Source organism: Glycomyces sp. NPDC050141 (assembly GCF_055586545.1).
The window spans coordinates 95,280-118,061 of record NZ_JBVJHZ010000001.1 but is presented as its reverse complement, the minus strand read 5'-3'; the positions used below and the strand labels follow the sequence as shown (position 1 = coordinate 118,061).

Genomic DNA, 22,782 nt, shown 5'->3' with positions numbered 1-22,782 from the left:
CCCGCCCAGCCGAAAGCGGGGCCGCACCTTTCGGTGCGGCCCCGCTTCGCTTGTCTCGCTTAGTGCTTGCCCGACTCGATCTCGTCGCGCCGCTCGGCGCGGCCGTCCTCGGACGGCTCCTCGATCGACTTGAAGAAGCCCTTGTCGGCGGGCGGCAGCGCGCCGATGCGGTTCATCTTCTTCGGGACCACCCAGCCGTTGTACTCCAGCTCGGTGTGGCCGTGCTCGTCCGGCTCCGCGAGGGGCTGGTGCACCTCGTAGAAGCGGCCGTTCGGGTCGCGCATCAGGATGCCCGTCTCCAGGCCGTGCGCCAGGACCTCGCGGTCGTGCTGCTGCAGGCCCAGGCAGATCCGGTACGTCACGTAGTACGCGATGATCGGCAGGACCACGAGGCCGATGCGGCCCGCCCAGGTCATGGCGTTCAGGCTGATGTCGAACTGCTCGGCGACGACGTCGTTGCCGCCGGAGATCACGCCGATGATCCAGAAGACCACGACCATGACGCCCAGGCTGGTGCGGCCCGCGTTGTCGCGCGGACGCTGCAGCAGGTTGTGGTGCCCGCGGTCCTTCGCGAAACGGCGTTCGAGCGCCGGGTACAGCAGCGGCAGCATGACCGAGAGCCCCATGCCCACGATGCCCGGCCAGAACACCGGCGGCAGCGTGAAGTACGGCGGGAACCGCAGCTCCCACGCGGGGAACAGGCGGATCAGGCCGTCGAGGTACATGACGTAGAAGTCGGGCTGCGAGGCCGAGGAGACGACCGAGACCTCGTACGGGCCGAACAGCCAGATCGGGTTGATCTGGAACAGCCCGGCCATCGCCCCGAGGACGCCCCAGATGAACAGCATGAAGCCGACCTGCTTCATGACGTAGTTCGGGAACATCCGGAAGCCGACCACGTTGTGCTCGGTGCGGCCCGGTCCGGGCCACTGCGTGTGCTTCTGCGCGAACACGAGCCCGATGTGGACCACGATGAGGCCCAGGATGAGCAGCGGGAACAGGAACACGTGGATGATGTAGAGCATCGAGATCACGCTCGTGCCCGGGAACTGGCCGCCGAAGAGCGCGGCCGAGGCCCACGGGCCGATGAACGGGATCGACTCGGTCATGCCCTCCATGATGCGAAGACCGGTGCCCGAGAGGCCGTCGTCCGGCAGCGAGTAGCCGAAGAAGCCCTCGAAGAAGCCGAGCCAGAACAGCACGATGCCGATCATCCAGTTCGTCTCGCGCGGCGCGCGGAACGCGCCGGTGAAGAAGATCCGGAGCATGTGGACCAGGATCGAGGCCATGAACAGCAGCGTCGACCAGTGGTGCATCTGGCGCATGAACAGGCCGCCGCGCACCTCGAACGAGAGGTCCAGCGCCGAGTGGTACGCCTGCGACATCTCGATGCCCTGCAGCGGCACGTACACGCCGTTGTAGGTCACCTCGACCATCGAGGGCTCGAAGAAGAGCGCCAGGAACGTGCCCGAGAGCAGCAGCAGGATGAACGAGAACAGCGCGATCTCGCCCAGCAGGAAGGACCAGTGGTCCGGGAAGACCTTGTTGAACAGGATTCGGGCGGGGAGCGCGAGCTTGAAGCGGTCGTCGAGCTCACCGCCGGCCTTGGTCAGCAGGCTGTCGCTCGTGCCTTTGCGGCGTTTCACTTCTCATCCTCCTCGGGGAGGGACGGGCGGTTCCAGAACGCCGGCCCCGGGGGCACCAGGAAGTCCGACTTGGCGACGAAGACGCCCTCTTCGTCCACGGTGAACGGCAGCATCGGCAGGTGCCGCGTGGCCGGGCCGAAGACGGGTGCGGCGTTGTCGATGACGTTGAACTGCGACTGGTGGCACGGGCACAGCAGGCGCTGGCTCTGCTGCTCGTAAAGGCTGGTCGGGCAGCCGACGTGGGTGCAGATCTTCGAGTAGGCGACGAAGTTGCCCCACAGCGCCTCGGCGTCCTGGTACATCGGGTACAGGTTCTTGCGCAGCGTCGCCGCGTCGGATTCCCGCAGGTGGATGAGCAGGACCGGCGAGGTCGGGAACTGGTTGGTGGCGCCGTGCGGCAGGGCCGGGTAGATGGTGATCTGACCTCCGACCGAGACCATGTCCGGGCGCACCAGGGCGCCGTCCTTCATCATGAAGCGGACCGGCTCGCCGTCGTTGTACTTCTCGGCGTTCCAGCCGGTGACGGTGAGCATGTCGCCCGGGTCCTTGATGAGCGCCCCGAGGGGCGCGATCGCGGCCAGGCCGAGCGGCGCGGCACCCAGGAGGGCGGCCTTCACCAGGAACGGGCGGCGCTTGACGCCGATGTCCTCGCCCATGTTGTCGACGGTGGCCTCGGCGATCTTGCGGTCGTCCGAAGAGGACCCGCCGTCGTGGCGGTCCTGCACGAGCTCCTCGATCGGGAGGAGCTTCTTCGCCCAGGTGAGCACGCCGACGGCGAAGAGCAGCAGCGAGAGTCCGAGCGTGGTGCCGAGCACCGGCGTGTACCAGGTCTGGAGGTCGCGCCAGGTGGCCGCGCCTTCATACTCCCAGGGCCACCAGATGTAGGCGACCACGAACGCGGTGGCGAAGAACCCGGAGAACAGGAACAGTCCGCCGACGATGCGCTCCATGCGCTTCTCGGCCTGCGTCCCCGGCTTCGCGAAGCGCGGCTCGTAGTGAATGATCTCGATGTCGTCGCGACGCAGGCCCTCTTTGTAGACCTCGAAGCGGCTGAGCTTCGGGTTGCTCAGGTCCACCGGTTCGGGCGGGTTGCTGTCGTTGTGGGCACTCACGATTTACCTGCAATCCAGAGCGTGGTCAGCAGGAGCGCGGTCATGCCGACCAGGAAGATGGCCAGTCCTTCGGTGGCCGGTCCGAAACGGCCGAGAGTGAACACGCCGCCCGGGTCCTTGTCGTCGTTCACGAGGTACTGGACGTAGGCGATGAGCTCGGCCTTCTGTTCGGGGGTGAGCTCGTTGTCGGCGAAGACCGGCATGTTCTGCGGGCCGGTGAGCATCGCCTGGTAGATCTCGTCGTTGGTGACGCCCTCAAGGGAGGGCGCGTGCGCGCCCGAGGAGAGGGCGCCGCCGCCGCCGGCGTAGCCGTGGCACGAGGAGCAGTTGACGCGGTACAGGTCGCCGCCCGCGGCCACGTCGGCCTCTTCGACCATCGCCTCGAGGTCGTCGGGCATGCCCGCGCCGCCGCCGAGGTACTCGATGTACGCCCCGAGCCACTCGGCCTCTTCTTCGGTGAAGACCGGGTAGTTCGTGCTGGGGGCCTGCGCGCCCTGCGCGGCCATCGGCATGCGGCCGGTGTTCACCTGGAACTCGACGGCAGCGGAGCCGACGCCGATGAGGCTCGGTCCGCGCCCTTCGACGCCCTCGCCGTTATCGCCGTGGCAGGAGATGCAGCTGGTGTCGTAGAGCTCCTGGCCCTTGACGGCCTCGGAGTCGATCGCGTTGGACTCGGCCTCCTGGGCGTACAGGCTCGGGGAGAACGCCGAGTAGAGCCCTCCGACGATGACCAGTGCGCCGGTGAACCTGGCCAGCGCGCCGAGGCGCTTGCGCCAGCCTCGCCGGCGTTTTCCTGATGCAGCCACGGTTGTTGCCTCACCTTTTATCTAGCTCTCGGACCGGGCCGGGCCCCTGTGAGGTCCCGGTTCGGCCGGCGGCCGCCTTCCGGGCGGCGGCCGTCGCATTTCTCGGATGCGGCTCCGGCGCTTGGCCGGGGCCTGACTTGCTTTGGGCCGGTTCACAAGGGACCGGCCGAGGTGTTAGTACTGGGCCATCGGAAGGAAGTAGATCACGGCGAAGAGCGCGATCCAGACCACGTCGACGAAGTGCCAGTAGTAGGACACCACGATGGACGCGGTGGCCTGGGCGGGGCTGAAGCGGCCCATCGTCGTCCGGATGAGGTAGACGATGAACGCGACGAGGCCGCCGGTCACGTGGAGGCCGTGGAACCCGGTGGTCAGGAAGAACATCGTCCAGTAGCCGTCGGCCGAGATCGAGTGGCCTTCGGTGACCAGGTTCCGGTACTCGTTCACCTGGCCGAGCACGAAGACCAGGCCCATGACGAAGGTGACCGCGAACCACAGGCGCAGTTTGTAGACGTCGCCCCGCTCAGCGGCGAAGACGCCCAGCTGGCAGGTGATCGACGAGGCCACGAGGATCACGGTGAAGACGAGCGCGTACGGGATCTTGAGGTGCTCGTATCCGGCTTCGTACATCTCAGGCGCGGCGGCCTGGATGGAGAAGTACATGGCGAACAGGCCCGCAAAGAACATCAGTTCGCTGCTCAACCACACGATGGTGCCGACACTGACGACGTTGGGCCGCGTCAGTGAGTGGATACGGCTGGGGTCGATAGTTGCTTCGGCGGCAGTCACGCGCACATTATTACGGTCCGGCGGGCCCAAGCTGCGCATGGGGTGTGTTTTTCGCGCGTGTCGCGCGGCGGTAGGCTCCCAGGCTCTTCACACCGTGTGCCCAGGTCATTCCAGGTCGGGCCAATGTGGGCACTGGTTCGGGGGGAAGTGGCCGCGCCGGTCTTCCCATTTCAGTGTGGCCGGTTTAATATGCGAGGCGTGAGTATCTCAACGTCTGAGTACGCGGTCCTGCTGTACAGCCATCGACCCGCGGTCATCGAGCAGATGCGCTCGGCGATCGGCGAGGAGCCGGTGGAGGGGGTGAGGATCGAGTACGCCGTCGCGGGCGGGTACGACGAGGCGGTGTCGCTCATCGACAAGTACGCCGTGGACCTGGTGCTGCTGGACGGCGAGGCGCAGCCTGCGGGCGGGCTGGGGATCGCCCGGCAGCTGCGGGACGAGTTCGACGAGCCGCCGCTGCTGGCGGTCGTCGTGCAGCGGGCCGCCGACAGGTGGCTTGCGGCGTGGTCCCGGGCGGATGCCGTGCTGATGCACCCGCTTAACCCCGTGACAACCGGGCAGACGGTAGTAGACTTGCTGGTCAGCCGCGCAGAAGGCGTGGCACCGGCGCAGCGCGCCGCCTGACCTCCCCCTTTCAGGAGACCTTATGTCCAGCCCGACCTGGCCTGACGTCCTCGGGCGTCTTTCGAACGGCGACCACCTCGATGAGGCCAGCGCCGACTGGGCGATGGCCGAGATCATGGCGGGGAACGCCGATCCGGCGCAGTTGGCGGCGTTCGCGGTGCTGCTGCGCTCGAAGGGTGAGACGGCCGAGGAGATCGGTGCGATCGCGGGCCGGATGCTGTCGGAGACGACGCGGCTGGACCTGTCGGACCTGGGTGTCGCGGTCGACATCGTGGGGACGGGCGGCGACGGCTCGAACTCGGTGAACATCTCGACGATGGCGGCGATCGTGGTTGCGGCGACGGGTGTGCCGGTGATCAAGCACGGGAACCGCTCGGCGTCGTCGAGCGTGGGTTCGGCGGACCTCTTGGAGGCGCTGGGCGTCGACTTGGATGCGACGGCGGAGCGGGTCGAGGCGTCGGTGCGGGAGGTCGGGATCGGGTTCGCGTTCGCGCGCACGTTCCACCCGGGGATGCGGCATGCGGGGCCGGTGCGGGCCGCGCTGGGTATTCCGACGGTGTTCAACCTGTTGGGGCCGTTGACGAACCCGGGTCAGCCCGCGGCGGGCCTGATCGGCTGCGCGGACCCGGTGAAGGCGCCGTTGATGGCGCAGGTGTTCGCGGCGCGGGGCGCTTCGGTGTTCGTGGTGCGCGGTGACGACGGCCTGGACGAGATCTCGACGTCGGATACGACTTCGGAGTGGATCGCCTCGGGCGGTCGGGTCTCGCAGGGTTCGATCGACATCACCGAGTGGGGTCTGGAGAACGCGGGTCCGGATGCGCTGCGCGGCGGTGATATCGAGTTCAACACGGCGGTGGCGCGCGAGGTGTTCGCGGGCGGGAACCGGCCGGTGCGGGACGCGGTGCTCATCAACGCGGCGGCGGCGCTGTCGTCGCGGCAGGGCCTGATCGACGGCGTGGACCTGCATGACGAGAAGACCCGCAAGGGGTTGATCGAGTCGAACCTGGTGTTGGCCGCGAAGGCGATCGACGAGGGCAAGGCGACCGGGCTGATCGAGCGGTGGGCCGCGTTCAGCAAGCAGTAATAGGCAGACGTCAAGGGCGGGAGGCGCGTTCGCGCCTCCCGCCCTTTTTCGTGTTCGTCTACGTGTACTTCTTGAGCTCGTCCTCGGAGGGGAGCGTGCTCGGCTTCGACTGGGGCAGTTCGGTCCTGATGAGGATGCTGCCGCATTCCTCGCAGCGCAGCACCTCGTCGATCGGGGCGGCCTTGATGGGGACCATGTCGCCCGGGGACTTCTCGACCCGGCAGGAGCCGCAGCGGCGGCCGACGAGTTCGGCGGCGGCGACGGGCTGCTTGGCGTGGATGCGCTCGTAGAGCTCGACGAGGCGGTCGGGGATGTTGATGACGAGCGCTTCGCGGGTGGAGGTCGCGTCGGCGGCCTCGGCGTCGATCTCGCCTACTTGGCGGCCCCGGTCGGCGTCAGCGTCGGCGAGGACCTGGCGGGCCTCCTCGACCTGGCGGCGCAGGTCGGCGAGTTCGGCGTCGAGGGCCTCGCGGCGCTCCATGAGCTCGAGCTCGTCGTCTTCGAGGACGCCTTGGCGGCGGGCGAGGGACTCGAGTTCGCTCTGCAGCCCTTCGAGTTCCTTCGCGGTGGCGGCGCCTGAGGCCATGCGGGCGCGGTCGGCGTCGGCGCGCTTGGTCACGAGTTCGACTTCGCGTTCGACGCGTTCGATGTCGCGGTCGAGGTCGGCGAGGTCGCCGGTGAGGTTGGCGGCCTTGTCGGCGAGGGCCCGCTGGCGCTGGACGGCCGTGGCGTAGGCCGGGTCGGCGTCGAGTTTCTTGCGGCGCTGGCCCAGCTGGGTGAGCTGGGTGTCGACCGCCTGGAGTTCGAGCAGTCGGCGCTGATCGAAAAGGTCGGCTTTCAACCTAGTTCACCCCGGTTTTCTGGTGGATGGTCCACGGGTCGGTGTCGAGGTCGGAGACGAGGACGTCGTCGACCAGACGGGACAGTTGCTCGGCAACGATATCGAGCCACGGTCGCTCGGTGGCCCAGTGGGCGGCGTCGATGAGGGCCGGGCCGCTCCGGGCGAGGTGCTCGCTGGCCGGATGGTGGCGCAGATCGGCCGTCAGGTAGGCGTTGGCGCCGGCCGCGGCGGCGTCGGCGAGGTAGGAGTCGCCTGCGCCGCCGCAGACGGCGACGGTGCTGATCTGCCGGTCGGGGTCGCCTGCGGCGCGGACGCCGCTGACGGTGGCCGGGAGGGTCTTGGCGACCTTGTCGAGGAGCGCGGCGAGGGTGAGGGTCTCGGGGAGTCGCCCGATGCGGCCGATGCCGCGTCCGGTCCCGTGGTGCTCGGTGTCGGTGAGGGGCCGCAGGGGGCGGAGGTCGACGAGGCCGAGGCGGTCGGCGAGGGCGTCGGAGACGCCGGGGTTGGCGACGTCGGCGTTGGTGTGGGCGACGTAGAGGCCCATGCCGGACTCGATGAGGGTGTGGACGAGGTCGCCCTTGTAGTCGGCGGCGGGGTCGAGGCTGGAGACGCCGCGCAGGAGGAGGGGGTGGTGGGCGACGATGAGGTCGCAATCGTTCTCGATGGCTTCGATGACGGTGGCGGGCACGACGTCCACGACGCAGAGGATCTTGCGGACCGAGTTGCCGCCGCGTCCGCAGACGAGCCCGACCCGGTCCCAGTCCTCGGCCCAGCGGCGCGGGTACAGGTCGTCGAGGGCGGCGGTGATCTCGCTCAACGTGCGCATCCTTGCAGTTTAGGGCTGTGCCCGGAGCTCGAGCAGCGTGGCTCCGGGCACAGCCTGCGCTCGGCGAAGCTTGCGAGCCGTAAATTTGGCCCGCACCAGTGCCGGTGCAGCCGATGGATGGCTAGTTGAGGGCGCCTACCTCTTCCGCGAGGCGGCGCAGTTCCTGGCCGGGTTCGCCTTTCGTGCGGTGCAGGATCTGGTCGATGAGCTCGATGGCGACCGGGCGGCAGCGGACCTCGGCCGGGGCGTGGCGGTCGGCGGTGACGAGGTGGCGGCTGGCCCGCTCCATGTCCCCCACCTGGACGCACGCCCGCGTCATGTCGAGGTGGTGGTGCGAGCGCCGCTCGGCGACGAGGTCGGCGAGCGCGGCGGGCGGGATGCGGTCGTGGACGGCGAGGGCGTCGCCGCCTTCGCCGAGTTCGACGAACGCGGCGGCGCGGTGGAGCATGACGTTGGTCGGCCCGAAGGACGTGTAGTAGTAGTTGGCGTCGCGGCCGAGGATGTTGGCGGCGCGGGAGGCGCTGTCGAGCAGGTCCTCGCTGGTGGTGCTGTCGCCGCCGAGCGCGGCGGCCATGGCCCCTTGGAGCAGGAGCGCGCCGTAGACGCTGATCTGCGCGGGGCTGGAGCGCTCGCCGCCGGACTCGGAGATGAGGCCGTGGGCGACTTGGACGTTGAGGTCGAGCGCGGCCTGGTAGCGGCCGAGCGCCCTGAGCGCGTTGGCGACCCGGGTGGTCGCGATGCCGGCCAGGAGCGGGTCGTTGCCGCGGTTGGCGGCGGAGATGGCGCGGTCGGCGGAGAGCCAGGCGAGCTGGGCCTCACCGAGTTTGCGCAGGACCGTGGAGGCGATCTGGTAGACCTGCGTCATGAGTTCGGCGGCGTCGGCGCTGGTGCCGCCGACGGGCCGGTCCTCGGCCACGGGGGTGTCGCGCAGGAGCTGGATGAGCGAGCGGGCGACGACCGGGTAGTGGCCCTTCTCGAAGGCGAGCCAGCAGTAGTTGACCGATCCGCGCAGTTCGGGGATCGGGGTCGGTTCGATCGGGGCGGCTTCGAGGAAGCGGCCGAGGCGTTCGTAGCGTTCGAGTGACTGGCGGATGGACTCGACCTCGACCTGGTCGAGGCAGCCGCCGAGCCCGGGGCGGCGCTTCGGCTCGCGGCCGAGGAGCTGCCCGGCGTCGACGCTGAGCGCTTCGGCGAGTTCGGTGATGACGGAGTACTTGTCGAGGCGGCGGACGCCGCGTTCGATCTTGTCGACCCAGCTCTTGGACTTGCCGATCCGGTCGGCGAAGACCTGCTGGGACATGCCGCGGCGTTGTCGCCAATAGGCGACGCGCCGTCCCATCGGTTGCGTTTCGGACTCCATGTCAGACCCCACCGTCTATATAGGAGTTGGATGCGGATTTCGAGGACGTGCACTTGCTGTTCGGTTGTGGCGGCCGTTCCTCCGGCCATGAGTCACGGCCGCCGTGCCGGTGCGCCGGGCGGTTGTCAGCTGTGCCCGGTTGTCTTGACCCGCACGAGGTCCGGTGCCTTCTCGGGGGCTTTGCCCTTTGCAGACACCGGGTTTGTCGCCTGTGGCGCGCCGACACTAACTGTTTACCGCCTTTTCCCTTCCGGCACAACGGCCGCCAACTGCCAATATCACGCTGCGCTCGACACCGCTTACAGTCTTGCTCGGGCCCGGAGGCGAGTAGTCGCCTATCTGGGGTTATGCCGGGTTTCGGTCGCCCGTTAGCGGGAAAACTGCACATGCAACGTGTCGATTCAAGGGCCTGACTCGTTGTGTCAGATATGAGACACAACCGAGTCGTCGCGCGCCGCGAACATCGACGCGCCTTCCGCAGGGCCTTCGTCACCGCCGCCGTCGCCACCGCGTCGGCGGCCGTACTGGGCTACGCGATCGCCTTCTCGCCGCTCGCCGGATGGGTCACCATGGGCCTCGCCGCGGCCGCGGTAGCGACCCTCTGGGTGGAGTCGCGCTTCAGCCGCGCCGACTCGGCCCCGCCGGTCACCCGGGTGTACTTCGTGGGGCAGCAGCCGGGCGACAACTGACTTTCGCAAGGCCGGGTACACGGACAGCGGGGGGCGCTCCCCCAGGCGGCCGCCGCGTCTCGTTAGCGAGTTAGTTGAGGCGGACCACCAGGCACTTGCCGCCCTGGTAGACGCCGCCGTCGACGTTGAGGACGAGGCCGTCGCAGTAGCGGCGGGCCTGCGTGACCTGGCTCGGCTCCAGCTCGGTCGTGTCGGGGATCGTCGAGTGGCCGTGCACGAGCTCCTCGCCGCCGTACGAGCGGAGCATCCCGCGCACCCGCGCGGGGCCCTCAGGCCCCATGAACTCGTGGCGGCGCGTCAGCTCCCGGAACAGCTGCCACCACTCCTCGGGCTCGTCGGCGGCCATGATCTTGCGGACGGCCGAGTTCACGGCCTCCTCGCTGCGCCCGTACCCCAGGTACGACTCGGTGTCGGCGTGCACGAGCAGGACCTTGTCGGCGACATGCAGGACGCGGCGGGTCTCCAGCCACTTCACCTCGTCGTCGGTGAGGTCGCCCAGCTCGTCCTCGAAGCCGCCGTTGAGGACCCACCAGTGCAGGAACTGGCGGTCCTGGCCGTCGACGTCGGTGAAGGCCACGTCGCCGAAGCGCCGCGAACCGAGCAGCAGCACCTCGTGGTTGCCGATGAGGGTGTCGACGTGGCCGCCCTCGGCGGCCGCCTGCCCGGCGAGCTTGCGCAGCAGCCGCACGACGGCCACGCCCTCCTCGCCGCGGTCGAACAGGTCCCCGAGAATCCACAGGCGAGCATCGCCGCCGGTCCACTTGGCGTCCTCGTCCACCAGTCCGCGACCTCGCAGCGACTCGACGAGCGCGTCGTAGTGGCCGTGGATGTCGCTGGCCACGAACAGCGGACTGGTTTCAGACATGGGCTCGATATTAATCCTGCGCGGGGCCGTGCGGTGAAGTTGCGGGCCGCTCTCCTCTCCGGGCCTATCGCACTTGCCGGACGGCAAGGGCCCGGAATAGGATTCGGCCACCGCCATTTCTCTCAGCGAGGAGCCTCCGTGACCGAGAACCCGTTCCTGTCCCCTTCCGAACTTCCCTACCAGCTCCCGCCGTTCGCGGCGGTCGCGACCGAGCACTATCTGCCCGCGTTCGAGCAGGGCATGGCCGAGCAGCTGAAGGCCGTGGACGCCATCAGTGCCGACCCGGAGGCGCCGACGTTCGCGAACACCGTCGTGGCCTTGGAGCGGTCCGGCCTGGGCACGCTGAAGCGGGTCGGCCTCGTGTTCTTCAACAAGACCTCCTCCGACACCAGCGACGAGCTCAACGCGATCGAGTCCGAGATCAGCCCCAAGCTCGCCGCGCACGCCGACAAGATCCTGCTGAACGCGGACCTGTTCGCGCGCATCGAGGCGGTCTGGGACCAGCGCGACAAGCTGGGCCTGGACGAGCAGGACGAGCGGCTGCTGGAGCGGTACCGGACCGAGTTCGTGCGCGGCGGCGCCGCCCTCGACGACGGCGGCAAGGCGCGGCTCGCGGCGATCAACACCGAGCTGGCGGAGCTCGCCTCCAAGTTCAACCAGCAGATCCTCACCGACATCAACGACGCGGCCGTGCACGTCACCGACCTCGCCGAGCTCGACGGGCTCGGCGAGGACCAGATCGGGGCCGCCGCGTCGGCCGCGAAGGAGCGCGACCTCGACGGCTGGCTCATCACGCAGTCGAACTTCTCGCGCCACCCGCTCCTGGAGGACCTGAAGGACCGGGGCCTGCGCGAGCGGCTGTACAAGGCCACCATCGGGCGCGGCGCGGGGAACGCCGAGACGCTGCTGCGGATGGTGAAGCTCCGCGCCGAGAAGGCGCGGCTGCTCGGCTTCGAGCACTTCGCCGCGTACATCGCAGCCGACCAGACCGCCGGGAACCCCGGGATCATCGCCGAGCGCCTCGCCGGGCTCGCCGAGGCCTCGGTGCGCAACGCCCGCCGCGAGGCCGGGGAGCTGCAGGAGGTCATCGACGCAGGCGACGGCGGCTTCGAACTGGCCGCGTGGGACTGGTCGTTCTACGCCAAGCAGGTGCGCCAGGCCAAGTACGGCTTCGACGCCGAAGCGCTCAAGCCGTACCTCGAACTCGACCGCGTCCTCGTCGACGGCGTGTTCTTCGCGGCCGGGCAGGAGTTCGGGCTCACCTTCGAAGAACGCAAGGACCTTGAGGGGTACCACCCGGAGGCCCGGGTGTGGGAGGTCTTCGACAGCGGGGAGTCCCTGGGCCTGTTCGTGGGCGACTTCTTCACGCGCGACTCGAAGAAGGGCGGCGCGTGGATGAACCCGCTCGTCGTCCAGTCGGACCTGACAGGCGACAAGCCCGTCGTGGTGAACAACCTCAACATCGTCAAGCCCTCGGAGGGGCAGCCGGCGCTCGTCACCGTCGACAACGTGACGACCCTGTTCCACGAGTTCGGGCACGCCCTCCACGGGCTGCTGTCGGCCTGCCGCTACCCGAAGACCTCGATGACCTCGACGCCGCGCGACTTCGTCGAGTACCCGTCGCAGGTCAACGAGATGTGGGAGGACTGGCCCGAGGTCACCGCGAACTACATGCGCCACTTCGAGACCGGCGAGGCCGCCCCGGCCGAGCTGATCGCGCAGTGGAAGGCCGCCGGGAAGTTCGGCGAGGGCTTCGCGTCCACCGAGTACCTGGGCGCGGCCCTGCTCGACCAGGCCTGGCACCGGCTCTCCCCCGAGGACGTGCCCGAGGGCGGCGACGACGCGCACGCGGTCGTGGAGGCCTTCGAGCGCAAGGCCCTCGAGGACGCCGGGATCTACATGGCCGAGATCGCCCCGCGCTACCGCTCGGGGTACTTCGCGCACATCTCGATCGGGTACGCCGCCGGGTACTACTCGTACATCTGGTCGGAGATCCTCGACGCGGACACCGTGGAGTGGTTCAAGGAGCACGGCGGCCTGACGCGCGCCAACGGCGACCACTTCCGCGAGACGCTGCTCAGCAAGGGCGGCTCGATCGACCCGATGGAGTCGTTCCGCCGCTTCCGCGGCCGCGACGCCGACATCGAGCCGCTGCTTGAGCGGCGCGGTTTGAAGTAGACGAGAAAGTGGGCCCGGAGCTTCCGCTCCGGGCCCTTTCGTCTACAGCGCCAGGGACTTCTCCCAAGGCGAGGGCACCGGGAAGTACGACTCCAGGAACCGCCGCATCAGGTCCGAGCGCTCCTGCGCGACCTCTTCGGGGAGCCCGGCGTCGTTGATGCAGAACGTGTCCCGGTCCCGGCGCTCCAGCAGCAGCTCCAGCCGCTCGGCCACGTCGGGCATCCCCAGCTCGACGTAGGCGTCCTCGGCCTCGCCGACGACCGCGCGGCCGGTGAAGCACGCGTAGTAGTGCTGCAGGGTCACCGTCGAGACGTCCGTGACGTTCCTGAACGCGCTCCTGGCGGTGCGCGCCAGGTCCTCGGTGAACTCCTTCTCGACCTCCGCGAGTACGGTGCGCTGCAACGGGTACGGCACGTGCTTCATCATCCGCGAGATCGTCCGCCCGAACGCCCGCTCCAGCAGCGCCCGGTCGTTCTTGAACGCCGCGTTCGGCGGCGAGTCGGCCGTGCTCACCGGGTCCATCCCGATGAACGTCTGCGCCGGGAAGAACCGCGCGATCCCGCTGGGCTCGAAGAACAGGCGCGGGTCGAGCGGCTTGCCGACGAACATGTCGTCGTTGAAGTACAGGAAGTGCTCCGAGAGCCCCTCGATGCGGTGCAGCTGCGTCTCGATCGCGTGCGAGTTGAACGTGGGCAGGCAGTCCGGGTCGTCGAACAGGTCCCGGTGGTCGACCACGGTGATCCCCGGCGCGTCCGCGTCGAGCCAGTGCGGGCGCTGCCCGTCGGTCACCAGGTACACGTGCCGCACCCACGGCGCGTTCAAATGCAGGGAGCGCAGTGAGAACCGCAGCTCCTCGCGGTCGTGGAAGCGGGCCGCGTTCGCCGACTCGGCGTGGTACGGCGACTGGTCGGCCTCGGCGCGGCGGCGCAGCCACGCGTGGTCGGCGCCGTCGACCCAGGTGTAGACCGCGTCGATCGGGAAGTCCACGAGGTCGAGGCCGGGCAGGGCGAACTCGGGCCGGGTCGCCACGCGCGGCAGCCCCGCGCGGGGGCCGCCCGCCAGCGCCGTGAAGAGGCGCCCGGGGGCGGTGACCCGGGCGCCGTCGTCGCGGACGAGCGGACTGACGCGGTTGTGCCTGGGCGCCAGGAGGTGTCCGTCGCCGGTGGCGGTCCAGAACTCGACGTCGCAGCCGTAGTCGGCGCCGAAGAGGAGTTCGCGGGCGGGGTCGGTCCAGAGCCAGGAGGCGCGGACCATCGGGACGTCGCCCATGTCGGCGCGGCGGGCCCACTGGGGGCGGTTGAGGCCGAGTTCGGATTCGCGGAAGGCGGGTTCGGGGGTGGAGAGGCGGCCGCCGGTGGAGTCGCAGAGGAGGGCGAGGGCGGTGAGGACGCGCTGGCGGTCGGCGGCGCTGGCGGCGAGGACGGGGCGGGTGAGGCTGAAGCCGGGGACGGCGAAGGAGTCGACGCCGGCGGCGGTGAGGATCGCGGTGACGATCTCGAGGTTGCGGCGCCAGACTTCGAGGGGGGTGGGTTCGGCGAGGGTGTAGGCGGGGCGGATCTCGCCTTGGTGGAGGAGGTGGGCGGCGGTGAGGTCGGAGAAGTAGCCGTAGGGTTCGGTGACCTCGGTGCGGGCCTTGGTCTTCGGAGATTCGACAGGGTCGGTGAGTTCCACCGCTTCGTGCAGCGGGGGGATGATTTCGGGCGCTCGGGTTGCGATGCGACGGTCATTGTCTGCGAACAATCGACACCTCCTGACACTCACGGCTTTCGCCGTTCCGGGGTGGACCGGGGCTGGGACCGGCAAGGGTGCAGGCAGGTCGTCATCGACCACGCCTGAACGTCACGTGGCCGGACATTGACACTGCTACCAACAGTAGGCCACAGGTCGGTGACAGCATCGTGTCAGATTCGCGTCGGGGACGTCAACCGCAACGGGCGCCGCCTGAGGCGACGCCCGTTCACAGATTGAGTTCTCTACTCCCCCAAGGGGATTCGCGCAACGTGTTCCCAGGTGTACGTTGCGGCGTCCTCGGATTGGATGACTCGGACGAGATCCACTCCACTGACGGTGATTTCGGTCCTACCGGGACGGACGTCGCGGAGCTTGTTCTGGATGGCGCCGCGGCGGGGGTGGACGTCGGTGTCGGCGGAGCGGTAGGAGAGGGAGACGTGGCCCGGTCCGCCGCAGGGGCGGCCGTGGTCGCCTTCGACGATCTCGTTGATCCCGTCGACGCAGGCGTCCACGAGCCGGCGGAACGCGGTGTCGGGGAACGTGTCGAGCATGATCGCGCCGGTCGCGGCGAGCGCGGGGCCGATGGTGAGCGGGAAGGCCCTGATCTCGGCGGCCTTCTCGCGGAGCCGGTGGATCAGCTTCTCGCGGGTCGGGTCGTCGATCCGGGCGGCGTCGCACTCGACGGAGGCGACGGTGGCGTGGAGCCATTCGAGCGGGACGGGCTTGTCGCCGTCGGCCCGGTCGATGACCTCGCTGTAGGACTCGGCGACCGCCTTGACCTGGTCGAGGTCGGTCAGGTAGACGTGGAGCTTGGTCCATCCCTCGGGCCAGCGCTGCCCCGAGTTCGGGGCCTTGGGTCCGGTCGCAGATGTGTTCACTGCTGCATCAATGCCTTAGCGCGGTTCAGGTGCGGCGCCGCCCGGGCGGGCGGTGCCGTCGGTCGTTCCACCGGTAGTTCTGGTAGCACCGTCCGGGGAGTCTACCCAGTTGGCGCGACACCCAACAGGCGGTTGTCCGGCGCGTCACGCCTGGGTGTCGGGAAGGGTGCGCGCAGGTGCACGACCCGGTCGACGACGCCTTCGGGGAGCGGCCGGTGGGTGATGACGATGGTGGTCTTGCCTTCAAGAGCGGCCGCGGCGGTGCGGAGTACGCGTTCGGCGGTGGCGGCGTCCAGGTGAGCGTCGGGTTCGTCGAGGACGAGCACTTCGCGGTCGGCGAGGAGGCAGCGGGCGAGGGCGATGCGGCCGCGTTCGCCGCCGGAGACGGCGCGGCCGTGTTCGCCCAGGCGCGTCTGGAGGCCTTCGGGGAGCGCTTCGAGCCAGTCGCGCAGGCCGGCCCAGCGCAGGGCGCGGGCGAGGTCCTCGTCGAGGGCGGCGGGCCGGGCGAGGCGCAGGTTCTCGGCGAGCGTGGTGTCGAAGACGTGGGCGTCCTGGGAGCAGAGGCCGACGGTGCGGCGGATGTCGTCGCCGTCGTACTCGGCGAGTTCGACGCCGCCGAAGCGGAGGCTCCCTTCGTAGGGCAGGAAGCCCATGAGGGCGGCGGCGAGCGTGGACTTGCCGGAGCCGGAGGGGCCCATGATGGCGACGCGTTCGCCGGGCTGGACGGTGAGGTCGAAGCCGTGCAGGGCGGGGGCGTCGGCGCCGGGCCAGGTGACCGAGAGCCGTTTGATCTCGATGAACGGCGGCCCGCCGAGGGGGTTGGGTTCGTACTCCATGGGTTCGACCGGGTCGGGGCGCGGTTCTTCGGCCTGGGTGATCTCCAGGAGGCGGCGGCCGCAGGCTTTGGCGACGGCGGTCTGCTGCGCGGCGGCGGGAAGGGCGAGGACGGGTTCGAACGCGGCGAGCGGGACGAGCGCGAGACATGCGAGGAGGACCCCGTCGAGGGTCCCGGCGTTGACTGCGGGGATGCCGGTCCAGAGTGCGCCGACGACGGCGAACGCGAGGGCGAGGAGCCCGGCGGCTTCGCCGAGTCCGGCGGTCCAGGCGATGCGGGCGTGGGCGCGGCGCAGGCGTTCGTCGCCTTCGAGGACCCGTTCCAGCGCTTGCGTATCGGTTCCGGCGGCGACGAGTTCTTCGCGGCCGTGGAGGGCGGCGCGGACGCCTTCGGTGAGGTCGCCGCGTTCGCGGGCGGTGGCGCGCACCGCGTACCGGGAGGACCAGGTGGCGAGCGCGGGGCCGATGAGCGCGGCCGCGAGCAGGCTCGCGCCGAGGACGATCCCGGCGGCGGGCAGGAGCGTGACCTGGAGCGCGGTGGCGCTGACGGCGACGATGACCGCTGCGGCGAGCGGCAGGGCGCCGCGCAGCCACCGGTCCCCCACGCCGTCGACGTCGTCGACGAGCCGGGCCTGCAGGTCCCCGGAGCGCCACACGGGGACTCCGGCGGGGGCGAGGCGGACGAGCTTGCGCCACACGGCGATCCGCAGCCGCTCCAGGCCCCGGAACGCGGCGTCGTGCGAGACGAGCCGTTCGGTGTAGCGCAGGACGCCGCGGCTGATGCCGAACAACCGCACCGAGGTGATCGCGACCATCAGGTACAGGATCGGCGGCTGCTCCCAGGCGCGCGAGATGAGGTACCCGGAGACGGCCAGGAGCGCGAGCGCGCTCAGCTGCGCGAGGGCGCCGAGGACCGCGCCGAGGGTCAACCGCAGGGCGATCGTGTTCCGCAGGAGCTTCACCAGTCCACCTCTCTGTCGGCGATCGCGCGCACCGCGGGGCGGTGGGAGGCGATCAGGACGGTCCGCCCGTCGCGGTAGGGCGCGAGCGAGTCGAGGACGGCCTGCTCGGTGTCGCCGTCCAGGTGCGCGGTCGGCTCGTCGAGGAGCAGCACCGGCGGGTCGAGCAGGTCGACGCGGAGCAGGAACCGGGCCAGGCCGACCCGCGCGGCTTCACCGGCGGAGAGCCCGGAGCCGTCGGCGGCCACGGTGCGGGTCGCGGCGGGCGCGTGCGCGGCCGCGATCGCTTTGGCCACAGCCGGATCGGAAGCGCCATCAGGTACGGCGAGGCGCACGTTCTCGGCGACGGTGCCGTCGATGAGGACCGGCCGCTGCGGGAGCCACGCGATCGAGCGGCGTACGGCGGTGAGGTCGAGGTCGGACAGGTCGGTGTCGTCGAACGCGATCGTCCCCGAGACGGGCCGCCGGAATCCGACGAGCGAGGCCATGAGCGTGGACTTCCCGGCGCCCGAGCGGGCGGTGAGCACGGTGGTCTGCCCGGCCGGGATCGTCAGGCTCAGCTCCGGGAGCGGCTGGCGGCCCGGGTAGGCGAACACGGTGCGGCGGAACATGATCGTGGGCGCGCGGCCCAGCGGCGTGCGCATCGTGCGGGACGCGGTGATCGCCGTAGCGTTCGGGTTCGCTTCCCCGGACGCGACCGGGGCCTCGCGCTCCTCAACGTGTTCGGGGGTCTCGGCGAGGATCGCGAAGACCTTCTCTGCGGCGGCCAGGCCCTCGGCGCTGGAGTGGTAGTGCGCGCCGACGTTGCGCAGCGGCAGGTACGCCTCCGGGGCGAGGATCAGCACGAGCAGCGCGGTCTGCAGCCCGGCCGCGCCGGTGAGGCCGCCTTCGACCAGGTCGACGCCGACGGTGACCGCGACGACCGCGACCGACAGGCTCGCGGCGAGTTCCAGGACCAGCGCCGAGCAGAACGCGATGCGCAGCAGGGACATCGACCGGCGCCGGTACGAACCGGTGGTGACCTCGATGGCCCCCGTCTGCTTCGCGGCCCGCCCGAACGCCTTCAGCGTCGGCAGCCCGGCCACGAGGTCCGCGAAGTGGTGCGCCAGATGGGAAGTGGACTCCCACTGCCGTTCGGCGCGGGTGCGCGTATAGAGGCCGATGAGGATGCCGAACAGCGGGATCAGCGGCAGCGTCACGAGCACGATCAGCGCGGCGGGCGGGTAGGCCACGAGCATGACGACGAGGACGCCGACAGGGACGACCACCGCGAGCACCAGCTGCGGCAGGTACCGCGCGAAGTAGTCGTCCAGCGCATCGATACCCCGCACCAGCAGCGCGGCGGTCTCGCCGGAGTGGCGCTCCCCCGCCGGCAGGCGCATGAGCTGTTCGAGCGCCTGGCGGCGCAGCCCGGACTTGACGCCCGCGCTCGCGCGGTGCGCGGCCGCTTCCTGGACCGAGGCGAAGAGCGCCCGCGCGGCGAGCACCGCCGCGAGCGCGATCAGCTGCGGCGCAAGCGCATCGAGGCTTTCGCCTCCGGCGAACGCGCCCGCGATGAGGCTCGCCGTGAGCCACGCCCCGGCGACGACGCACGCGGTGCGCACGAGCCCGAGCGCGGCGCACAGGCCGATGTAGACGGACGCGCCCTTGGCGCGGTGGAGCAGGCGGCGGTCGAAGCCGCCCTTCGTGCGGGGCGGGGCGAGCTGCGTCATGCGGCGGGAATCCGTTCTACGACGACACGTTTGCGGAACACCCAGTAGGTCCAGCCCTGGTAGAGCAGGACCACCGGCAGGAACACCAACGCGGCCCACGTCATGATCCCGAGGGTCTTGTCGGTGGCGGAGGCGTTCTCGTGCGTGAGGCTGTTGGCGACATCCGAAGTGGACGGCAGGACGTTCGGCCACAGCGCGCAGAACAGCGCCGCCGAAGCCAGTCCGATCGTCAAGGCGGTGGCCGCGAAGGCCCAGCCGCTGCGGCCGGTGTAGTCGAGCGCGAGGCCCGCCACGAGCGCCAGCACCGCGAGCACGATGAGCACCAGCGTGGCCCAGTTCCCGTGCGCCGCCTGCGTCCAGATCAGGAACGCCAGCGCGGGCACCGCGGTGGCCGCGCCGAGCTTGATCCCGATCGCGCGGGCGCGCTCGGAGAGGTCCCCGGTGGTGCGCAGGTGCAGGAAGTACGCGCCGTGCGTGGTGAAGAGCAGCAGCGTCGTCAGGCCGCCGAGGAGCGCGTACCCGTTGAGCAGGCCCCAGACCGAGCCGGTGTAGTCGAAGTTCGCGTCCAGCGGCACGCCGCGCACGATGTTCGCGACCACGACGCCCCAGAAGAACGCCGGGATCGCCGACCCGGCGGTGATGCAGAGGTCCCAATTGCGCCGCCACCGGTCCGTGTCGCCCTTGCCGCGGTACTCGAACGCGACGCCGCGGATGATGAGTCCGATGAGGATTGCGAAGAGCAGCAGGTAGAACCCGGAGAACAGGCTCGCGTACCAGTGCGGGAACGCCGCGAACATGGCCCCGCCCGCGGTGATCACCCAGACCTCGTTGCCGTCCCAGACCGGGCCGATCGTGTTGATCATGGCGCGCCGCTCGCGGTTGCCGCGCCCGAGCACGGGCAGCAGGACGCCCACGCCGAAGTCGAAGCCCTCCAGGATGAAGTACCCGGTGAACAGGACCGCGATGGCAATGAACCAGACCGTCGTCAATTCCATGCTGCGCCTTCCAAAGCAGTGTCCTCAGGTGTCAGTAGGCGAAGGCCATGGGCTTGTCCGGGTCCGAAGGGCGCGAGGACGCGATCGCGTCCTCCTCGCTCGGCGGGCCCGCCTTGGCGTACTTCAGGAACAGCTTCAACGCGACCACCGCGAGCACGAGGTACACGAGGGTGAACCCGATGAACGAGAACGCGACGGTGGCGGTGCCGACGCGCGGCGAGACCGCCTCGCTCGTCTCGTAGAGGCTGAACACGACCCACGGCTGGCGGCCCATCTCCGTGAAGATCCAGCCCGCGCTGTTGGCGAGGAACGGGGTCACGGCCATCCACATCGCGACCGGCCAGAACAGGCGGTGCTCGGGGAGGCGGCCGCGCCGCGTGAACCACCAGACGATGACGGCCATGGCGACCGCGAGCATCCCGAAGCCGATCATCGCCCTGAACGACCAGTAGGTGAGCGGGATGTACGGCGCGTACTCCCCCGGGCCGTACAGGGCCTGGTACTGGGCGTTGAGGTCGTTGATGCCCTGCACCTCGCCGTTGAACGAGCCGGTGGCGAGGAACGAGAGCAGCCCGGGGATCTCGATGATCGGCGTGCCGCGGCTGCCGTCGAGCGACCCGATGGTGAGCACGGAGAACGGCGCGTTGTACGTGGTCTGGTAGAGCGCTTCGGCGGCGGCCATCTTCATCGGCTGCGTCGCCGTCATGACCTTCCCGAGCGAGTCGCCCGAGAACACGAGCCCGAGGCCGCCGACGATCGTGGTGAGGATGCCCAGGCGCATCGCGGGCCGGTGCACGTCCAGGTCGCGGCGGTGCATGAAGTGGTAGCCGGAGACGGCGACGACGATGGTGCCGGCCGTCAGCCAGGCGGCGAAGATCGTGTGCGGGAACGCGGCGAGGGCGACCGGGTTGGTGAGGACGGCGCCGAAGTCGGTGAGCTCGGCGCGTCCGGCGGTCTCGTTGAGCTGGTAGCCGACCGGGTTCTGCATGAACGCGTTGGCGGCGAGGATGAAGTAGGCGCTGGCCATGGTGCCGAAGGCGACGAGCCAGATGCACGCGAGGTGGATGCCGGGCTTGAGGCGGTCCCAGCCGAAGATCCACACGCCTATGAACGTCGATTCGAGGAAGAACGCGACCAGGGCCTCGAACGCGAGCGGCGCGCCGAAGACGTCGCCGACGAAGCGCGAGTAGGCCGACCAGTTCATGCCGAACTGGAACTCCTGGACGATGCCGGTGACGACGCCCATGGCGATGTTGATGAGGAAGAGCTTGCCCCAGAACTTGGTCGCGCGCAGGTAGGCGTTCTTGCGGGTGGTGCGCCACAGGGTCTGGAGGATCGCGACGAGGAGCGAGAGGCCGATGGTGACGGGCACGAAGAGGAAGTGGTAGACGGTCGTGACCCCGAACTGCATCCGGGCCAAGTCGAGTACGTCCATATCGCCCCAATACGATCGCGCGGTGAGTGCCCAAGTGTGATTATCGTGCCATTTCGCCCGTTCTCAGGGGTTGAAACGCGCGACTGCACGGGTTTTCGGGGCCCGGCGGCGCGAGGGACAATTGCCCGGGCAGTCGAGAGGATGAGGGGTGACCATGCGGACAGTCGCGGTGCTTGGCGCGGGGAAGATGGGGCAGGCGATCGTGTCGGGCCTGCTGCGGGCCGGCTGGTCCGGCGAGTCGGTGACGGCGACGGCGCGCAGCGCCGAGCGGGCCGCCGAGCTGCGGGAGGCCTACGGCATCCGGGTCGAACCGAATGCGGAGGCGGTGCGGCACGCCGATGTCGTCGTGGTCGCGGTGAAACCGCAGGACGCGGGGGCGCTCTTGGAGGAGCTGAACGGGGTGTTCGACGGCGGCGCGCCCGTCGTGAGCATCTGCGCGGGCCTGCCGGTGGCGTTCTTCGAGAAGCGGCTGCCGGACGCGACCCCGGTCATCCGGGCGATGCCGAACACCCCGGCGCTCGTCGACGAGGCGATGACCGTGCTCTCGCCGGGGACGCACGCGAGCGCGGCGCACCTGGCGGCGGTCGAGGAGCTGTTCAAGCCGCTCGGGCGCACGCTCGTGGTCGACGAGAAGCACCAGGACGCGGTCACGGCGATCTCCGGTTCGGGGCCCGCGTACTTCTACTACCTGGCCGAGGCGATGACCGAGGCCGGGGTTCTCATGGGACTGCCGCGGGCGATCGCGAAGGAGCTGGTGACGCAGACGTCGCTCGGCGCGGCCCGGATGCTGCGCGAGAGCGGGCAGTCGGCGGTGGACCTGCGCGAGGCCGTCGAGTCCCCGGCGGGGACGACGATCAGCGCGGTGCGGCAGCTGGAGAACCACAGGGCGCGTTCGGCGGTGACCGACGCGATCGAGGCGGCGCGGGACCGGGCGCGGGAGATCGCGGAGGAATATGCGTGATGGCGATCAAGCGGGGGAAGTTCGCGGAGCTGGACGGCGCGACGGTGTACGCGATCGCGCGGCTGCGGCAGGAGGTGTTCGTGGTCGAGCAGGAGTGCGCGTACCCGGACCTGGACGGCTACGACCTGGACGCGGAGACGGTGCACTTCTGGGTCGAGGGCGATGGGCCGACGGAGGCGGTCGCGACACTGCGGGTGCTGCGGGACGGCGACCACTGGAAGATCGGCCGGGTCTGCACCGCGCTCGCGGCGCGCGGGACCGGGTTGAGCGCCAAGGTGTTCGGGGCGGCGGTGGACTTCCTCGGCCCGGAAGCGGAGATCACGCTCGGCGCGCAGGTCTACGCGGCGGGCTTCTACCGCCGGTTCGGCTTCACTGAAGAGGGCGAGGAGTACGACGAGGACGGCATCATGCACATCACGATGCGCCGTCCTGCGGAGTAAAGCCCGGGAGCGGAATC

General features: G+C 69.8%; 20 protein-coding genes. 6 read left to right on the top strand and 14 right to left on the bottom strand.

The window, feature by feature from the left end:
• Positions 1–59 precede the first annotated feature (59 nt).
• The 4 genes from qcrB to ctaE form a co-directional block, all read right to left on the bottom strand.
• Positions 60–1,646, bottom strand: a complete 1,587-nt coding sequence (gene qcrB / locus ACZ60M_RS00545) for a cytochrome bc1 complex cytochrome b subunit (protein WP_465413219.1) — start codon at positions 1,644–1,646, stop codon at positions 60–62.
• Positions 1,643–2,758 carry a cytochrome bc1 complex Rieske iron-sulfur subunit gene (gene qcrA, locus ACZ60M_RS00540; protein WP_465413217.1) on the bottom strand — a complete coding sequence of 372 codons (1,116 nt, stop codon included), beginning with the start codon at positions 2,756–2,758 and terminating at the stop codon, positions 1,643–1,645. The genes qcrB and qcrA overlap by 4 nt, the downstream gene beginning before the upstream one ends.
• Entirely contained in the window at positions 2,755–3,564 is an 810-nt protein-coding gene (gene qcrC / locus ACZ60M_RS00535) for a cytochrome bc1 complex diheme cytochrome c subunit (protein ID WP_465413215.1), read from the bottom strand. Before qcrC ends, qcrA begins: the two co-directional genes overlap by 4 nt.
• 174 nt (positions 3,565–3,738) lie before the next feature.
• Entirely contained in the window at positions 3,739–4,353 is a 615-nt protein-coding gene (ctaE, locus tag ACZ60M_RS00530; RefSeq protein ID WP_465413213.1) for an aa3-type cytochrome oxidase subunit III, read from the bottom strand.
• Between the two features lie 204 nt (positions 4,354–4,557).
• On the opposite strand from ctaE, the gene ACZ60M_RS00525 reads away from it, so the two are divergent.
• Together ACZ60M_RS00525 and trpD are read left to right on the top strand one after the other, a co-directional pair.
• Positions 4,558–4,977, top strand: coding sequence for a hypothetical protein (locus ACZ60M_RS00525; RefSeq protein WP_465413477.1), 420 nt, complete (start codon positions 4,558–4,560; stop codon positions 4,975–4,977).
• Between the two features lie 22 nt (positions 4,978–4,999).
• The gene (gene trpD, locus ACZ60M_RS00520) at positions 5,000–6,061 is read left to right on the top strand and encodes an anthranilate phosphoribosyltransferase (protein WP_465413211.1); all 1,062 of its coding nucleotides are present in this window, start codon (positions 5,000–5,002) and stop codon (positions 6,059–6,061) included.
• 58 nt (positions 6,062–6,119) lie between these two features.
• On the opposite strand, the gene ACZ60M_RS00515 is transcribed toward trpD, so the two are convergent.
• The 3 genes from ACZ60M_RS00515 to ACZ60M_RS00505 all read right to left on the bottom strand — a co-directional run bounded on the left by ACZ60M_RS00515 (position 6,120) and on the right by ACZ60M_RS00505 (position 9,088).
• Positions 6,120–6,902, bottom strand: a complete 783-nt coding sequence (locus ACZ60M_RS00515; protein ID WP_465413210.1) for a zinc ribbon domain-containing protein — start codon at positions 6,900–6,902, stop codon at positions 6,120–6,122.
• Position 6,903: 1 nt separating this feature from the next.
• Positions 6,904–7,728, bottom strand: coding sequence for a Nif3-like dinuclear metal center hexameric protein (locus tag ACZ60M_RS00510; protein WP_465413208.1), 825 nt, complete (start codon positions 7,726–7,728; stop codon positions 6,904–6,906).
• A gap of 121 nt (positions 7,729–7,849) precedes the next feature.
• On the bottom strand, positions 7,850–9,088 hold the full coding sequence (locus ACZ60M_RS00505; RefSeq protein ID WP_465413206.1) for a helix-turn-helix domain-containing protein: 1,239 nt from the start codon (positions 9,086–9,088) through the stop codon (positions 7,850–7,852).
• A gap of 428 nt (positions 9,089–9,516) precedes the next feature.
• Here ACZ60M_RS00505 and ACZ60M_RS00500 point away from each other — a divergent pair, with 428 nt between their 5' ends.
• A complete protein-coding gene (locus ACZ60M_RS00500; protein ID WP_465413204.1) occupies positions 9,517–9,777 on the top strand; it encodes a hypothetical protein in 261 nt (86 codons plus the stop codon).
• A 70-nt stretch (positions 9,778–9,847) separates the two neighbouring features.
• On the opposite strand, the gene ACZ60M_RS00495 is transcribed toward ACZ60M_RS00500, so the two are convergent.
• Complete coding sequence (locus ACZ60M_RS00495) at positions 9,848–10,642, bottom strand: metallophosphoesterase (protein ID WP_465413202.1); 795 nt, start codon at positions 10,640–10,642, stop codon at positions 9,848–9,850.
• Between the two features lie 138 nt (positions 10,643–10,780).
• Between ACZ60M_RS00495 and ACZ60M_RS00490 the strand changes: the two genes are divergently transcribed.
• Positions 10,781–12,820, top strand: a complete 2,040-nt coding sequence (locus ACZ60M_RS00490; RefSeq protein WP_465413200.1) for a M3 family metallopeptidase — start codon at positions 10,781–10,783, stop codon at positions 12,818–12,820.
• A gap of 42 nt (positions 12,821–12,862) precedes the next feature.
• Here the strand turns inward: ACZ60M_RS00490 and ACZ60M_RS00485 are convergent, their stop codons facing one another.
• The 6 genes from ACZ60M_RS00485 to ACZ60M_RS00460 all read right to left on the bottom strand — a co-directional run bounded on the left by ACZ60M_RS00485 (position 12,863) and on the right by ACZ60M_RS00460 (position 21,364).
• Positions 12,863–14,491, bottom strand: a complete 1,629-nt coding sequence (locus tag ACZ60M_RS00485) for a stealth family protein (RefSeq protein WP_465413198.1) — start codon at positions 14,489–14,491, stop codon at positions 12,863–12,865.
• A 302-nt stretch (positions 14,492–14,793) separates the two neighbouring features.
• The gene (locus ACZ60M_RS00480) at positions 14,794–15,429 is read right to left on the bottom strand and encodes a 2'-5' RNA ligase family protein (RefSeq protein WP_465413196.1); all 636 of its coding nucleotides are present in this window, start codon (positions 15,427–15,429) and stop codon (positions 14,794–14,796) included.
• 101 nt (positions 15,430–15,530) lie between these two features.
• Positions 15,531–17,225, bottom strand: a complete 1,695-nt coding sequence (gene cydC, locus ACZ60M_RS00475) for a thiol reductant ABC exporter subunit CydC (protein ID WP_465413194.1) — start codon at positions 17,223–17,225, stop codon at positions 15,531–15,533.
• Positions 17,222–18,934: a thiol reductant ABC exporter subunit CydD gene (gene cydD, locus ACZ60M_RS00470; protein ID WP_465413192.1), complete on the bottom strand. Its 1,713-nt coding sequence runs from the start codon at positions 18,932–18,934 to the stop codon at positions 17,222–17,224. Before cydD ends, cydC begins: the two co-directional genes overlap by 4 nt.
• Positions 18,931–19,929: a cytochrome d ubiquinol oxidase subunit II gene (gene cydB / locus ACZ60M_RS00465; protein ID WP_465413190.1), complete on the bottom strand. Its 999-nt coding sequence runs from the start codon at positions 19,927–19,929 to the stop codon at positions 18,931–18,933. Before cydB ends, cydD begins: the two co-directional genes overlap by 4 nt.
• A gap of 31 nt (positions 19,930–19,960) precedes the next feature.
• Positions 19,961–21,364 (bottom strand): cytochrome ubiquinol oxidase subunit I, encoded by a 1,404-nt coding sequence (locus ACZ60M_RS00460; protein ID WP_465413188.1) that lies wholly within the window; start codon positions 21,362–21,364, stop codon positions 19,961–19,963.
• 154 nt (positions 21,365–21,518) lie between these two features.
• Between ACZ60M_RS00460 and proC the strand changes: the two genes are divergently transcribed.
• Positions 21,519–22,325, top strand: coding sequence for a pyrroline-5-carboxylate reductase (gene proC, locus ACZ60M_RS00455; protein ID WP_465413475.1), 807 nt, complete (start codon positions 21,519–21,521; stop codon positions 22,323–22,325).
• A complete protein-coding gene (locus ACZ60M_RS00450) occupies positions 22,325–22,765 on the top strand; it encodes a GNAT family N-acetyltransferase (RefSeq protein ID WP_465413186.1) in 441 nt (146 codons plus the stop codon). Before proC ends, ACZ60M_RS00450 begins: the two co-directional genes overlap by 1 nt.
• Positions 22,766–22,782 lie beyond the last annotated feature (17 nt).

Bases quoted from the DNA above. Each gene is read 5' to 3' on its own strand.
- trpD (WP_465413211.1), top strand. From the start codon at position 5,000: ATGTCCAGCCCGACCTGGCCTGACGTCCTCGGGCGTCTTTCGAACGGC.
- ACZ60M_RS00510 (WP_465413208.1), bottom strand. From the start codon at position 7,728: ATGCGCACGTTGAGCGAGATCACCGCCGCCCTCGACGACCTGTACCCG.
- ACZ60M_RS00505 (WP_465413206.1), bottom strand. From the start codon at position 9,088: ATGGAGTCCGAAACGCAACCGATGGGACGGCGCGTCGCCTATTGGCGA.
- ACZ60M_RS00500 (WP_465413204.1), top strand. From the start codon at position 9,517: ATGAGACACAACCGAGTCGTCGCGCGCCGCGAACATCGACGCGCCTTC.
- ACZ60M_RS00495 (WP_465413202.1), bottom strand. From the start codon at position 10,642: ATGTCTGAAACCAGTCCGCTGTTCGTGGCCAGCGACATCCACGGCCAC.
- cydD (WP_465413192.1), bottom strand. From the start codon at position 18,934: ATGACGCAGCTCGCCCCGCCCCGCACGAAGGGCGGCTTCGACCGCCGC.
- cydB (WP_465413190.1), bottom strand. From the start codon at position 19,929: ATGGAATTGACGACGGTCTGGTTCATTGCCATCGCGGTCCTGTTCACC.
- ACZ60M_RS00460 (WP_465413188.1), bottom strand. From the start codon at position 21,364: ATGGACGTACTCGACTTGGCCCGGATGCAGTTCGGGGTCACGACCGTC.
- proC (WP_465413475.1), top strand. From the start codon at position 21,519: ATGCGGACAGTCGCGGTGCTTGGCGCGGGGAAGATGGGGCAGGCGATC.
- ACZ60M_RS00450 (WP_465413186.1), top strand. From the start codon at position 22,325: ATGGCGATCAAGCGGGGGAAGTTCGCGGAGCTGGACGGCGCGACGGTG.